Annotated in this window: 14 protein-coding genes; 10 read left to right on the forward strand and 4 right to left on the reverse strand. The window is 71.1% G+C overall.

Annotated features, from left to right (window positions below; genetic code table 11):
- Positions 1-3: 3 nt before the first annotated feature.
- The 6 genes from ACIGJO_RS30625 (at position 4) to ACIGJO_RS30650 (ending at position 3,987) form a co-directional block, all read left to right on the forward strand.
- Entirely contained in the window at positions 4-267 is a 264-nt protein-coding gene (locus ACIGJO_RS30625; protein ID WP_399963713.1) for an acyl carrier protein, read from the forward strand.
- Positions 264-662, forward strand: a complete 399-nt coding sequence (locus ACIGJO_RS30630) for a 3-hydroxyacyl-ACP dehydratase FabZ family protein (RefSeq protein WP_399963716.1) — start codon at positions 264-266, stop codon at positions 660-662. Before ACIGJO_RS30625 ends, ACIGJO_RS30630 begins: the two co-directional genes overlap by 4 nt.
- The gene (locus tag ACIGJO_RS30635; RefSeq protein WP_399963718.1) at positions 659-1,144 is read left to right on the forward strand and encodes a 3-hydroxyacyl-ACP dehydratase FabZ family protein; all 486 of its coding nucleotides are present in this window, start codon (positions 659-661) and stop codon (positions 1,142-1,144) included. Before ACIGJO_RS30630 ends, ACIGJO_RS30635 begins: the two co-directional genes overlap by 4 nt.
- Before the next feature lie 25 nt (positions 1,145-1,169).
- A complete protein-coding gene (fabG, locus tag ACIGJO_RS30640; RefSeq protein ID WP_399963720.1) occupies positions 1,170-1,916 on the forward strand; it encodes a 3-oxoacyl-[acyl-carrier-protein] reductase in 747 nt (248 codons plus the stop codon).
- A gap of 249 nt (positions 1,917-2,165) precedes the next feature.
- On the forward strand, positions 2,166-3,107 hold the full coding sequence (locus ACIGJO_RS30645) for an ATP-binding cassette domain-containing protein (protein ID WP_399963804.1): 942 nt from the start codon (positions 2,166-2,168) through the stop codon (positions 3,105-3,107).
- Positions 3,108-3,144: 37 nt separating this feature from the next.
- Positions 3,145-3,987 carry an ABC transporter permease gene (locus ACIGJO_RS30650; protein ID WP_399963722.1) on the forward strand — a complete coding sequence of 281 codons (843 nt, stop codon included), beginning with the start codon at positions 3,145-3,147 and terminating at the stop codon, positions 3,985-3,987.
- A 102-nt stretch (positions 3,988-4,089) separates the two neighbouring features.
- On the opposite strand, the gene ACIGJO_RS30655 is transcribed toward ACIGJO_RS30650, so the two are convergent.
- On the reverse strand, positions 4,090-6,051 hold the full coding sequence (locus tag ACIGJO_RS30655) for an ABC1 kinase family protein (protein ID WP_399963724.1): 1,962 nt from the start codon (positions 6,049-6,051) through the stop codon (positions 4,090-4,092).
- Positions 6,052-6,844: 793 nt separating this feature from the next.
- On the opposite strand from ACIGJO_RS30655, the gene ACIGJO_RS30660 reads away from it, so the two are divergent.
- Positions 6,845-7,672: a response regulator transcription factor gene (locus tag ACIGJO_RS30660; protein ID WP_399963726.1), complete on the forward strand. Its 828-nt coding sequence runs from the start codon at positions 6,845-6,847 to the stop codon at positions 7,670-7,672.
- A 118-nt stretch (positions 7,673-7,790) separates the two neighbouring features.
- Here the strand turns inward: ACIGJO_RS30660 and ACIGJO_RS30665 are convergent, their stop codons facing one another.
- Positions 7,791-8,318: a MarR family winged helix-turn-helix transcriptional regulator gene (locus tag ACIGJO_RS30665; protein WP_399963729.1), complete on the reverse strand. Its 528-nt coding sequence runs from the start codon at positions 8,316-8,318 to the stop codon at positions 7,791-7,793.
- Positions 8,315-8,971 carry a DJ-1/PfpI family protein gene (locus tag ACIGJO_RS30670; RefSeq protein ID WP_399963731.1) on the reverse strand — a complete coding sequence of 219 codons (657 nt, stop codon included), beginning with the start codon at positions 8,969-8,971 and terminating at the stop codon, positions 8,315-8,317. The genes ACIGJO_RS30665 and ACIGJO_RS30670 overlap by 4 nt, the downstream gene beginning before the upstream one ends.
- 160 nt (positions 8,972-9,131) lie before the next feature.
- Here ACIGJO_RS30670 and ACIGJO_RS30675 point away from each other — a divergent pair, with 160 nt between their 5' ends.
- From ACIGJO_RS30675 to ACIGJO_RS30685, 3 genes are all read left to right on the forward strand, one after another.
- Positions 9,132-10,505, forward strand: coding sequence for an aspartate aminotransferase family protein (locus ACIGJO_RS30675; protein ID WP_399963735.1), 1,374 nt, complete (start codon positions 9,132-9,134; stop codon positions 10,503-10,505).
- 110 nt (positions 10,506-10,615) lie between these two features.
- Entirely contained in the window at positions 10,616-11,419 is an 804-nt protein-coding gene (locus ACIGJO_RS30680; RefSeq protein ID WP_399963738.1) for a GntR family transcriptional regulator, read from the forward strand.
- Positions 11,420-11,603: 184 nt separating this feature from the next.
- Positions 11,604-12,254 (forward strand): hypothetical protein, encoded by a 651-nt coding sequence (locus ACIGJO_RS30685; protein WP_399963741.1) that lies wholly within the window; start codon positions 11,604-11,606, stop codon positions 12,252-12,254.
- A gap of 131 nt (positions 12,255-12,385) precedes the next feature.
- Here ACIGJO_RS30685 and ACIGJO_RS30690 read toward each other — a convergent pair whose 3' ends face one another.
- Positions 12,386-13,177, reverse strand: a complete 792-nt coding sequence (locus ACIGJO_RS30690) for an SLATT domain-containing protein (RefSeq protein WP_399963744.1) — start codon at positions 13,175-13,177, stop codon at positions 12,386-12,388.
- Positions 13,178-13,448 lie beyond the last annotated feature (271 nt).

Genomic DNA, 13,448 nt, shown 5'->3' on the forward strand with positions numbered 1-13,448 from the left:
AGTATGTCGATCGACGCGGTGGCCGGGCTCGACCGTGAGGAGCTGCGGGCGTTGCTGGCCGAGACCATCGACACCGATGCGAGCGAGGTCGGCGACGACACGGACTTCGTCGAGGAGCTGGGTGTCGACTCGCTGATGGCCCTCGAAGTCGTCGTGGTGCTGGAGCGGACGTACGGCATCAAGTTCGCCGAGGAGGAGATGCGTTCGGTCCGGACGCTGAACAGCGCCCATGACACGGTGCTCCGCAAGCTGCGGGAGCGTCCGTGACCAGTCCGGTCCTGGCGGGCCACTACGTGGTGCGCGAGCCCGGACCCGACCCGCGCACCGGGAAATGGTCGGCGTCCTTCGCGGTGGCGATCACCGGGGACGAGCCGGTCTTCGCCGGGCACTACCCGCACTTCCCAATCTTCCCCGGGGTGTGCGTGCTGGAGTGCGTGCGCGACGCGGCCCGGTCCGCGATGCCGCCCGGGGCGGGTGAACTGCGGCTGGCCGTCGTGGAGTCCGCCCGGTTCCTGTCGTCGGTCCATCCCGGCGACGTACTGGAGATCGAGCTGACCTGGGTGCCGTACGGGGACGACTGGCGCTGCGACGCGAAGGCGGCGACCGCCCGCGGCCGGGCCGCGACGGTCCGCTGCCGCTACCGCCGGGAGGAGACGTCGTGATCACTTCGGCGGGCATCCGCGCCCTGCTGCCCCACCGCTACCCGATGCTGCTGGTCGACCGCGTGCTGTCGGCGGACGACGACGGCATCCGCTCGGTCAAGGCCGTCACCCTCAACGAACCGTGGTACGCCCGGCTGGGCCCGCGGCCCGCGGAGGAGGACTTCGCCTATCCGGACTTCCTGCTGGTCGAGTCCTGGACCCAGACCGCGGGGCTCCTGGCCATGCGGCTGACGGACGGCCCGGCCGACGGCCTGACCATGCTGTTCGGCTCCATGCGCGATGTCGTCCTGCACCGCCGGGTGTTCCCCGGCGACGTGGTCGAGCACCACGCCCGGCTGCAACGCGCGGTGAACGACACGGTGATCTTCGAAGGAAGCAGCCGGGTCGGCGGTGAACCGGTGCTGACCATCGGCTCCGTCACGGTGGCCTTCCGCCCCGAGGAGCAGCTCGACCCCGAACACGCCGGCCCAGCGTCCGGCTGACCGGCAGCCAGTGAGGAGAGAAGTCATGACAGACAGGAAAGCGCCGGTCGCCCTGGTGAGCGGGGGATCGCGCGGTATCGGCCGGGCCGTCGTACTGCGGCTCGCCGCCGAGGGCTACGACGTGGGCTTCGGCTATCAGTCCAATGAGCGGGCCGCGCTGGAGCTGGAGAAGGAGGCCGGGGAACTCGGCGTACGCGCGCTGGCCGTACGCGCCGACGTGACCGACGCCGCCTCGGTCAAGGAATGGGTCGCCCGGACGGAGTCCGAACTCGGGCCGCTGGACGTGGTGGTCTGTTCCGCGGGCATCACCCGTGACAATCCGCTGCTTCTGATGTCCGACGAGGACTGGCACAGCGTTCTGGACACCAACCTCGACGGCGTCTACAACGTCTGCCGCTCGGTGATCTTCGAGATGATGAAGCGCAAGTCCGGCTCGATCATCAACATCTCCTCGGTCGCGGGTGTCCACGGCAACGCCACCCAGTCCAACTACTCCGCCTCCAAGGCCGGGATCATCGGATTCTCCAAGGCGCTCGCCAAGGAGGTCGGCCGGTACGGCATCCGCGCCAACGTGGTGGCGCCCGGCTTCATCGAGACCGACATGACCGCCGAACTGGCCGAGAAGGTCAAGAAGGACGCGGCGAAGCAGATCCCGCTGCGCCGCTTCGGCCAGGCGGAGGAGGTCGCCGACCTCGTCGCGTTCCTGGCGAGCGAGCGCGCCGCCTACATCACCGGTTCGGTCCTCCAGATCGACGGCGGCATCACCATTTGAGCGCCGGCCCGGGGCCGGTCCGAACGGCCCCGGACCGCGAAATCCATGGCGTCCTTCCGGATATCCCTCCGGCGTTTTCCCCGAAAGCGTGAGTGGATTTCCGCAACCTGCAGCGCACCGGTTCTCAGTGGCCGGGCACTTTTACTATGGCCACCCGGCGCCGGTGGCTATTCCGAGCCCACATCCGAACCGGGGCCTGCCACCGGGCCACCGGAAATAGCAACGGAGGCCCAGCACGTGGCCAAACCCATGATCGAGGCAATCGACGTAATCAAGTCGTTCGGTGACGTCAAGGCGCTGAACGGGGTGAACGTTTCCGTTCCCGAAGGTTCGATCCACGGTTTGCTCGGCCACAACGGTGCCGGCAAGACCACCCTGGTGCACATTCTGTCCACGCTGCTGCCCCCGTCCGGCGGCTCCGCCCGGATCTGCGGCTTCGACGTGGCCGCCGAACCGAAGGAAGTACGCCGCTGCATCGGCCTGACCGGTCAGTTCGCGTCCGTCGACGAGCAGCTCAACGGCCGGGAGAACCTCGCGCTGGTGGCGCGCCTGCTGGGCGCCTCCCGGCGTCAGGCACTCGCCCGTGCCGATGAACTCCTGGAGATGTTCGAGCTGACCGACGCGGCCACGCGTCCGGTGCTCCAGTACTCGGGCGGTATGCGCAGGCGGCTGGACATCGCGGCGAGTCTCGTCGGCGGCCCCCGGGTCATCTTCCTGGACGAGCCCACGACCGGGCTCGACCCCAACTCCCGTATCGGCGTGTGGGAGACCATCGAGCGGCTGGCCAAGGACGGCACCGCGGTGCTGCTCACCACCCAGTACCTGGAGGAGGCCGACCGCCTCTGCGAGCAGATCACCGTGCTGTCCGAGGGAAGCGTGGTCGCGGGCGGCAACCCCGCCGAGCTCAAGGCCGAGGTCGGCCAGCGCATGGTGACCGTGACGATGGCCGCGGACCCGGACGTGCCCGTCGCGGTGAAGGCCCTTGAGGCCGCGGGCATCCGCGCGGTGGCGCAGGAGTCGGGGAGGGCCCTCAGCGCTCCGGTGGCGGCCGCGGCCGACCTCGCCGTCGTCGTACGCATCCTGAGCGACGCCGGTACGGAGATCGCCGAACTCGCCTTCACCGAACCGACCCTGGACGACGTCTATCTGACGCTGACCCGCGAGGCCACCAGGAAGCCGGTGCTCGTATGACCGTCCCGATCACTCTCACCGATGAAGGAGCGTTCCGATGACGGTCATCGACGCCGAGACCAAGCCCCGGCCGACGGCGCCCCCGGCGCCGAGCACCGCCGAACAATGGGGCGGCAGCAGCCTGTTCACCCAGACCCTCGCGCTCACCGGACGGTCCATCCGGCCGTACCTCCAGGCCGGGGTGCTCGTCGTGACGTTCATCGAGCCGCTCGTCATGCTGCTGATGTTCGGAGGTGTGCTGCGGGTGCTCGGTGAAACCGCCGTGCCCGAGAGCGACATGTCCTACATCGCCAGTCTGGCCCCCGCGATCATGATCATCACCTCGGTCGCCGCGGGCGCCCAGGCGGGCAACGGTCTGATCAACGACCTGCGCAACGATGTGATCACCCGGTTCCACACGATGCCGATCTCCCGGTTCAGCGTGCTGCTGGCCCGGAGCTTCGCGGACGCCGCCCGGTCGCTCTACCAGCTGATCGCCGTGGCCGTACTGGCCGCGCTGATCTTCGACTTCGACCCGCCGGGCGGATTCTTCGGTGTGGTCGGCTCGATCCTGCTGGCCCTGCTCGTCGGCTGGTCCATGAGCTGGATCTTCATCGCCCTGGCCGCGGTGCTGCGCAACGGTGACGTGCTGCGCATGATCACCACCCTGTGCACCTTCCCGCTGCTGTTCGCCTCCAACGCCTTCGTCGACCCGGAGTCGATGCCGGTCTGGCTGCGCGTGGTCGCCGAGGCGAACCCGATCTCGTACGCCAACGACGCGATGCGCGGCCTGGTGGCCGGGCAGGCCACGCTCACGGAGATGCTCGCCACCCTGGGGGTCTCCTTCGTCCTGGTCGCGGTCTGCGCCCCGATCGCGAACCGTTCCTTCAAGGTGCTGTGACCCACGGCCACCGTGTGTTCCGGCCGGCGCCGCTCTGACCGGTGTGCCGGCCGGCCCCCGGCCGGGAGGCGGGATGCCCCGCCTCCCGGCCGATGCGCGTTTTCAGCCCCGGCCGCGGGAGATCGAGAAGATCACCCTGAGGACCAGGATGCAGCTGATCACCAGCAGGTTGTATCCGATCAGCTGGCTGAGGGAGACGGAACCGATGATCGTCGGTTTGCTGTCGATGCTCAGCAGCACGGCACCGACCAGCGCGATGATCCCGCCGATGAAGGACAGCAGCACATCGTGGACGAGCCCGCGCAGAAAGCGCCGGTCGCGCTCGTCCGCGAGCAGCCGTATCCGGACCCCCAGCCGGCCGTCCTCCAGGGCGCTGCTGATCCGGTCCACCCGCCGGGGCAGCCGGCGCAGGACGGACGTGAACGAGATCGCCTCGTCGACCAGTGAGTCCTTGACCCGCTCGAAGGTCAGCCGCTCCTGGATGCGGGCGGTGGCGAACCTGCGGGCCTCCGTCACGATGTCGAAGTCCGGCACGAGCCGTTCGACGGTCCCCTCCACCGTGGCCAGTGCCCGGAACGTCGCGGCCACCTCCGGCGGCACGGTCAGGCCGTGCCGGGCGACGAGCAGGAACAGTTCGGAGAAGATCTCCCGGTTCGGCCTGCTCCCGGGAGTGAGGTAGCGGGCCATGAACCGTCCCAGGGACCGCTCCAGCATCCGCTCGTCGATCTGCTCCGGACGGTCGACGATCTCCAGGAGCGCGTCGCTGAGCGCCGTGGGGTCGTCGCGGTGGAAGGCCAGCAGCAGATCGCGCAGCGCCGAGCGCATCGTCCGGTCGAGACGGCCCACCGACCCGAAGTCGATCAGCCCCAGTTCGCCGCTGCTCAGGAGCAGCACATTGCCCGGGTGCGGGTCGGCGTGGAACACCCCGCCGAGCATGATCTGTTCGAGGACGCAGTCCAGCAGCTGCCGGGACAGCTTCGCGCCGTCCAGGCCCCGTTCGGCGATGGCCTCCCCGGCGGAGGTCAGCGGAACGCCGTCCAGCCACTCCAGGGTCAGTACCCGCCGGGTGCTGTACTTCTCGTGGACGCGCGGCGTACGGATCGTGGCGGTGGCTCCCGATTCCGCCGCCCCCGCGGTGACGGCGGCCATGTTGCCGGCCTCGGTCCGGAAGTCCAGCTCCTCGTGGAGCGAGGCCGCGAAGCCGTTGATCAGCTCGCACAGGCCCAGACTCTGTGCCCACGCGGTGTGCTCCTCCAGCTTGCGGCCGATCCGGAGCAGAATGTCCAGGTCGCGTTCGACGACCGGTCCGGCCCCGGGGCGCTGGACCTTCACCGCGATCTCCTGGCCGTTCGCCAGCCGGGCCCGGTGGACCTGCGCCATCGATCCCGCGGCCAGCGGCTCCCGGTCGAACGAGGCGAACACCGTCTCCGGATCGCGGCCCAGCTCCTCGGTCAGCGCCTCCCGCACCCGTTCCCACGGCTCGGGCGCCGCCTGGTGGTGCAGCCGGGAGAACTCCTCGACGTATTCGGCGGGGAGCAGGTCGTAGCGGGTGGAGAGCATCTGCCCGAGCTTCACGAAGGTCGCGCCCGCCTCCTCCAGGGCCAGCCGCAGCTGCCGCGCGGAATGCCGGCGGCCCTCGGCCGAACCCTTCGGCGAGCCGGCCCGGCCGAGTCCGCGCAGCGAGGGCGAGAGGCCGTGGCGCATGGCTATGGCGCTGAGTTCCGCGTAGCGCCGGGTGCGCCCCACCCGACGCCGTATCTCACTGGGCAGCCGGACCAGATCGGACAGCACCCGGCTGGGCAGCAGCACCTCCGAGACGGCCAGGAAGAGCATCGTGACCAGGATTCCGCAGCCCACCTGTACGGAGGTCATCGCCGGGCGGTGACTGCTCGGGCCCATGGCCGAGATGATCTGCATCGTCGCCAGAACACCTACGGTCCCGCTGATCGCCGCCCGGATCTTGCCGATTCTTATACCGAGCAGGCGACGGGCCCCCATCGAGAGGCCTGCCAGCGTGAACACGAACAGGACTGGTATGAGAATCAGGAACGCTGTGTGCTGCATGGGCGGTGCCTTCCCGGACCGGAGTCCGCGTGCGGGTACGGGGCCGTGCGCCGGCAGCGGGTCGGGAGTGGCCGGGCGGCCGGTGCGCGGTCCTCCTGGCTGTCGGCCATTCTCTTGGGCCCGCCGGAGGCGCTCCACCGTGACCTGTTGCAGGAAGCTGCAGATGCGCCGGCGGGCGATGTCCCCGGCAGGACGTGCGGGCCTGCGGGCCGTGCTGCGGGGCGAAGTGACCGGGCGTCGGCTTTGCGCGAGCCGTTCCCCTCCGAGGCGTCGGGTTCCGCGGCTGACGACGGAGACTATGTCATCTCCGCCCGCCATGGCCGGGGCATGACACGGAGTCGGGCGGCACGGGGCGTCGGCCCGGAGGGCATGGCCCCGTCCGGGGGCTGTTCGCGAGGGTGGGTACAGGCGGAACCGGCGGGGACAAGGGTCTTCTGATGCCTTGTCTGGAAATCGCCGATGCTCCCCCGGAAAGATGCGATACGCACTATGGAGAGTTGGCCTGTTGTTCCACCTACCCGGTCGTGTACGGGCAGAAACCATCGCAGCCTTGGCACCAAGCTGTCGAAACCGGTCCTCGAAAGCCCTGACTGTGCTGGACGCGTCCTAGGTTGAGCTCGACAGCGCGGGCTGAACCAGCCTGTGAGAAAGACACTGCCGAGAGGTTGACGTGGCGGACACGGGGATCGGTTTGGATGCGCGCTCGGAGCTCCTCTACCGGAAGTTGCTCCTGCGGGCGACGTGGCGGACACCGGAGCTGGCACAGGCTCTCGCGTGGCCGGCGGATCAAGTGGTGCGAGTACTGGACGCGTTGCGGACCGAGGGTCTCGCCAGTGTCACCGGGGACGGCGAGGCGTTCCGCGCGGTGGAGCCGTGCATAGCCCTGCCGGCGCTGTTGGCCTGGCGGATGCGTGAGGGCCGTTCGCCGCAGCCCTGCCCGGTGCAGATCGGCCGGTTCATCGCCCTGCACGAGCAGGCGGAGCGGTTCGGGGACCCCGCCGCCGGCGGCGAGAGCCGGCACGACGTGTCCGTCATGGTCGAACGCATGGTGGCCAAGGTCGAGCGCGAGGTCGTCTTCCTCGTCCCCGCCCACAGCGAGGGCGGGTTCGAGTTCTCCCGCCCCGTCGCGGACATGGTGCTGAGGCGCGGCGCGCGACTGCGTTCCGTCTGGGCGTCCTCGGTGCTCCAGGCGCCGGCCGCCATGGCGCACGCCCAGTGGCTGGCCCAGGAGGGTGCCGCGCTGCACTCGGTCGGTACGGTGCCGCCGCGCGCGGTGATTATGGACGGTGCGGTGGCCGTGGTCATCGACGAGACCGAAGGGGCCCGTGTTGTGCGTTCCCCCGCGGAGCTGGAACGGCTGTGCGCTCTCGCCGAGCGGTTCTGGGAGCGCGGAGCGACCGTACGGCAGACGGGCAGGCAGCCCGGGGCCGCGACCCGGCGCCCCCGCTCGGAGGTCGTGCTCCGTCTGCTGGCCGAGGGCCTCACCGACGACGCGATCGCCCGCAGGCTGGGGTGCAGCGTCCGCACCGTGCGCAACGACGTCGCGTCGGCCATGGTCGCGCTCGACGCGCGCAGCCGATTCCAGGCCGGGGCACGGGCCATGCAGGTCGGCCTGATCTGAACCCTCCGGCGCGCGCAGCGCCGTCGCGGCCACCGGACCGGTGGCCGCCCGCCGTACCTCCGGCCGCCGGTCCGCTCCCCCCGCCCCGGGTGACGGCACGGGCGCCGTCACCGCGGGCTCACCCGGCCGCCGGCTCCGTCGGGGCGTCCGCCCCGGGGTCCGCCGTCACCACGTCCAGGGCCGCCGACAGCCGCTCCAGCGCCTCCACCGTCCGCGCGAACCCCTCCTCGCCCAGTTCCCCGGCCAGCCGCGCCGCGAACTCCGCGTGCCCGGGGTTGATCCGGCCCACCGCGGCCAGCCCCTCCTCGGTGGGCCGGAGCAGCTTGGCCCGGCGGTGGGCCGGGTTGGGCGCGTACTCCGCGAGCCCCTTGGCGACCAGCAGATCCGCGATCCGCTGCACGCTCTGCCGGGTGATCCCCATCGCCCGCGCGATCCCGGCCACGGGCAACGGCTCGTGCAGCACCGCGCCCAGCACCTGCCACCACGCCGCCGTCAGTCCGCCCGGCCGGGCCAGCCCGTCCGCGACACCGAGGAACTGGCCGTTGAGCCGGAAGGCCGTGAGCGCGGCGCTGCTCAACCGGTCCTGGTTCGCCCGGCCCCGGGCCGCTTCCTCCCGGCCAGGGGCCGGCTCCCGTCGCGCGCTCACCCCTGCAGCACCTCGAACGCGCTCGTGTCCGAGTCGTGGAACAGCCGGTACCAGGCGTTCAGCTTCTTCGGCTCGTACACCCCGAGCAGGGCGAACACCTCCCGGGCGAAGGCCACCGGCTCCGTCGGTCCGGCCGTGACGAGCAGCCCGCCGTCCGTGACCGCGTCGGTGTCCACGTACCGCTCGCCGCCTCCGTACCCCGTGGCGTCGAGGTAGAAGGAGACCGCGCTGGTGTGCGCCCGGTCGTCGAGCAGCCCTTCGCGGGCCAGCCCGGCCGTCGCTCCGCAGATCGCCGCGACCGGCACGCCCGCCGCGAGGAAGGCGCGGGCCTTGGCGGCGAACGGGGCCAGGGTGTCCCCGGAGTCCCAGAGGTCGGCCCCGGTGAGGATGAGCAGCGCGCTGTCCTCGGGCCCGAGGTCGTCGAGCGTCAGGTCGGGCTGGACCCGCATGCCGCCCATGGTGGTGACGGCTCCGGGGCCGGCCGCCACGGTCCGCACCCTGTAGCCGTTCCGGACGAGATGGGCGGTGGTGTGCCCGGTCTCCCAGTCGGCGAACGTGTCGTAGACGGCCAGGTGAACGGTTCTGCCGGTCCCGTCGTTCGTGCTCGTCCCGTCGCCGGCGCCGGTCGTGCCGGTGTCGTTCGTGCTGGTCATGGCGACCTCCTCAACCTCGATGACAGAATGCTGTCATAACGACAGCGTGCTGTCAAAAGATGCGGCCTCCCGCGAAACCCGACACCTTGCCGAACCACGCGCCCCATGCCATACAAGGTGGCCATGGAGCGCCGCCCCTGCCGCCCCCTACGCTCGCCGCATGACCCCTCATGCCTCTCATGTCCCGTTCATCGACTCCGCGGCCGGTGCGGCCGTGAAGGCCGCGGACCGCGCGCACGTGTTCCACTCCTGGTCCGCCCAGGGCCTGATCGACCCGCTCGCCGTCGCCGGCGCCGAGGGGGCGTATTTCTGGGACTACGACGGCAACCGCTACCTGGACTTCACCAGCGGTCTCGTCTACACCAACATCGGCTACCAGCACCCGACCGTCGTCGCCGCGATCCAGGAGCAGGCGGGCAGGCTCGCCACCTTCGCCCCCGCCTTCGCCATCGAGGCGCGCTCCGAGGCCGCACGCCTCATCGCCGAGCGCACCCCCGGCGACCTGGACAAGATCTTCTTCACCAACGGCGGTGCCGAGGCCGTCGAGAACGCCGTCCGCATGGCCCGGCTGCACACCGGGCGTACGAAGGTGCTCTCCGCCTACCGCTCGTACCACGGGGCCACCTCCACCGCGATCAACCTCACGGGTGACCCGCGCCGTTGGCCCTCCGACACCGGCTCCGCGGGCGTCGTCCGCTTCTGGGCCCCGTTCCTCTACCGCTCGCCGTTCCACGCCGGGACCGAGGCCGAGGAGTGCGCCCGCGCGCTCCAGCACCTGGAGGACACCCTCGCCTTCGAGGGACCGGCCACCATCGCCGCGATCATCCTGGAGACCATCCCCGGCACGGCCGGGATCATGACCCCGCCGCCCGGCTACCTCGCGGGCGTCCGCGAGATCTGCGACCGGTACGGGATCGTGTTCGTCCTCGACGAGGTCATGGCGGGCTTCGGCCGTACGGGCAAGTGGTTCGCCGCCGACCACTACGACGTGGTGCCGGACCTGATGACCTTCGCCAAGGGCGTCAACTCCGGCTACGTACCGCTCGGAGGCGTCGCCATCAACGCGGAGATCGCCGCCACCTTCGACACCCGCCCCTACCCGGGCGGCCTCACCTACTCCGGCCACCCGCTGGCCTGCGCCGCCGCCGTCGCCACCATCCACGTGATGGAGGACGAGAAGGTCATCGAGAACGCGGCGCACATCGGTGAGACGGTCCTGGGTCCCGGCCTGCGCGAACTGGCCGAGCGTCACCCCTCGGTCGGCGAGGTCCGCGGCCTCGGCGCGTTCTGGGCGCTGGACCTGGTCCGGAACAAGGAGACCCGCGAACCCCTCGTCCCGTACAACGCCGCGGGAGAGGCCAACGCCCCGATGGCGGCCTTCGGCGCCGCCGCCAAGAAGCACGGCCTGTGGCCCTTCATCAACATGAACCGCACCCACGCCGTCCCCGCCTGCAACGTCACCGAGGCCGAGGCCAAGGAAGGGCTCGCGGCCCTGGACGCGGCCCTCGCGGTCGCCGACGAGCACACGGCGTAGCCGGCCGGACACGACGCCTCCTCCACCCCTCTCCGCTCCTCCTCGCCCTGCCCGGATCCGGGCAGGGCGGTGGCTTAAGGTGACCGGAGCCGAAAAGGGGAGGGGGCGTCATGTGTGCGAGCGGAGGTGTGACCCGCAGTACGTTGCGTCAGCAGATTGCCGACGCACTGCGTGACGAGGTACTGGCGGGACGTCTGACACCGGGGCGGGAGTTCACGGTCAAGCAGATCGCCGAGCAGTACGGCGTTTCCGCGACGCCCGTCCGCGAAGCGCTCTTCGACCTCTCCGCGCAGGGACTGCTCGCATCCGACCAGCACCGCGGCTTCCAGGTCCGTGAGTTCACCGTCGCCGACTACCGGTCCATGGTGGAAGCGCGCTCCCTCGTCGTGGAGGGCATCTTCCGCAGCCCCGGGGACCAGGTGGCCGTGCGCTGCGACGGGATGGCATCGATCCGGCGCCGCGCGGCGGAGGCGGTACGCGCGGCGAAGGGCGGCGACCTCGACGTACTGATCGGGTACGACCTGCGGTTCTGGCGGGAGTTGGGGGCGTTCGTCCTGAACCCGTACATCACCGATTTCCTCAGCAGGCTGCGCGTCCAGGCGTGGGTGTTCGCCGTGCACCGGCTGCGTGGCAACGAGGACCGCGGGAGCTGGCTGTGGTTCGGCCACGAGGAACTGGTCGAGGCGATCGCGCGTGAGGACCGCGACCAGGTCCACGCGACGATGCGGGCGTACTACCTGCACGCGCTGGCGTGGGCGGACCGGCTGGAGGAGGAGGAGAGCCGGGCAGGCGCCCCGGCCCCCGCCCCGTCCGACCTCGACCCCGTCCCCGATTCCGACCCCGATTCCGTTCCTGACCCCGTTTCGGAACCCGATCCCGACTCGGCTCCCGCCTCCGGGGGGACGCGGGACTGACGGCGGGGCTCCCGGCTCCGCGGGGCTCCCGGTTGCCCCGCCACCGGATGCCCGCCCCCTCACCCCCTTCCCCCCGCCATCACTTCCGTCCCCGCCGCAGTACGTGCGGGGGCACTGTGCGCGGCGTACGGGTCGCATTACGCTGTCCCGACGACCGCCCGAACCCGTTGGAGAGCGAGACTTCGTGGCCTGTGACCTGTGGCTGGTCCCCCTCGTCGATGTGCTGTGCCACAGCCCCGACAATCCGTTCGCCGAAGAGATCGCCGTCTACGACAAGGCGCTGAGCGACGCGGGGCTGCCACCCGTCCCCGTCTACGCCTACATGCCGGGCCTGACCGGGGATGTCGCCCCCGTCGCGGGCTTCGACTACGACGCCCTGCACCTCCTGCGCCGCACGTATCTGCTCCGGCTGAGCGGGCTCGCCGTCACTCCCGTCGACGCGCTGGGCGGGGACTACGAGCAGCTGCTGGAGATGTTCGAGCAGAGCGCGCAGCAGTCGCACCTGGTCTGGCACTACGACCACGCCGGGGCGTACGTCCCGGTGGACTTCCTGTACCCGCTCGCCAATGACCAACTCCTGGAGGGCGGTGGGCCGCTGGGCTCGTCGCACGGGCTGCTGCGGGAGCTGCAGTTCGTGGCTCCGTCCATCGGCATAGACCCGGCCAACCCGCCGGTCGCCCCGCAGCCGCCCGCCCGGCCGACCTCGCTGGAGGAACCGGCGGCCCCGATCCCGTACGACGAGAGCCCGTTCGCGCGTGAGCGGCACGTCTGGCTGGGCCTGCACGCGGCCGTGACGCGCAGTCTGGCGCAGGGCTCGATGATCATCTTCAGCTGACCGCACGGGCCCGTCCCGGCCGCGTCCGCCCGCTTCCCGGCCGGGGCTGCCCGGCCCGATCGGGCCCGTTCCCGACCGGGGCCCGTCCCCGGCCCCGGTCGGGAACGGGCCGCACCCTCGGCGGCCGCACCTCAGCGGGGCGACTCCGGGGGCCGCTGCCGGGGCATGTTCGGCCGGGTGGCGACCGACGGCATCGAGAACCGTCCCGCCCCCGGCCCCGGCTCCGCACGGCTGTTCCCGCCGCCGGTCACCAGGGACTGCGTGCCCATGGGCGCGGGACCGGCCCGGAACTCCACCATCCAGTCCGCGGTCTCCGACCGGACCAGCTCCGTGATGTCCTCCGAGAACCGGCGCAGCACCCCGAGGCACCGCTCCGCGGCCTCGCTGGCCGTGCCCTCGGTCGGCCCGAGCACCTCGCGCACGCACTCCGAGGCCCAGTCGAACTGGAGCACCTGAAGGCGCCGCTGCACGGCCTGGGCCGTCGCGAAATCCCTCATCCAGCCCGAGGTCAGACCGAAGTACCGGTCGCCGGCCATGCAGGCGGCGCCCAGCAGCAGCGACATATAGCCCCAGCCGGCCGACCCGTCCAGCGCGCCCGTGAGGTCGAGCAGCGGCAGCGTCGCCCCCGCGACCACCCCGGCGGCGGTGCCGAGCCGCAGCGCACGGGCGCGGCGCCGCTTGCGGACCCGGTCGCGGAGATACCAGTCGGCGGTGCGCAGGGCACCCGACTCGACCCAGCGGTAGAGCTCGTCGAGACGTTCGGCGGGATCGCCCCAGTCGCCGGGGGGGAAGGCGCGGGCGGTCAGGTCGCGGGGCCCCGCACCGGAACCCGGGACGGACCGCTCGGTTCCGGTATCTCCACCGGATCCCGCGTCGGTCTCCTTGCGGGGCGGCCCCTCGGGCTGCATCTCCGGCTGACTCACCGGGGCACTCCTCTGCACTCTGCTTAAGGACTCTGCTTAAGGACTCTGTCCAAGAACGCGACGGACTCGGCGGACTCGGCGGAGCGACTGACTCGACTGACTCGACGTGATTCCCGGGCGTGACTCGGGGACGGGGGCAGTCGGCGCGGCCGACGGCCCCGCCCGGGTAACTCTGCGTTACCGGTGATGCCGGTATGCGTAGTGATGCGCGTGCCCTTCCTACCGCCGAATGGTGGGCCGTGGGGTCGAAATCGCGGGATTCCCGCCTGCG

This window comes from Streptomyces sp. NPDC079020 (assembly GCF_044542225.1).
Taxonomy (GTDB): Bacteria; Actinomycetota; Actinomycetes; order Streptomycetales; family Streptomycetaceae; genus Streptomyces.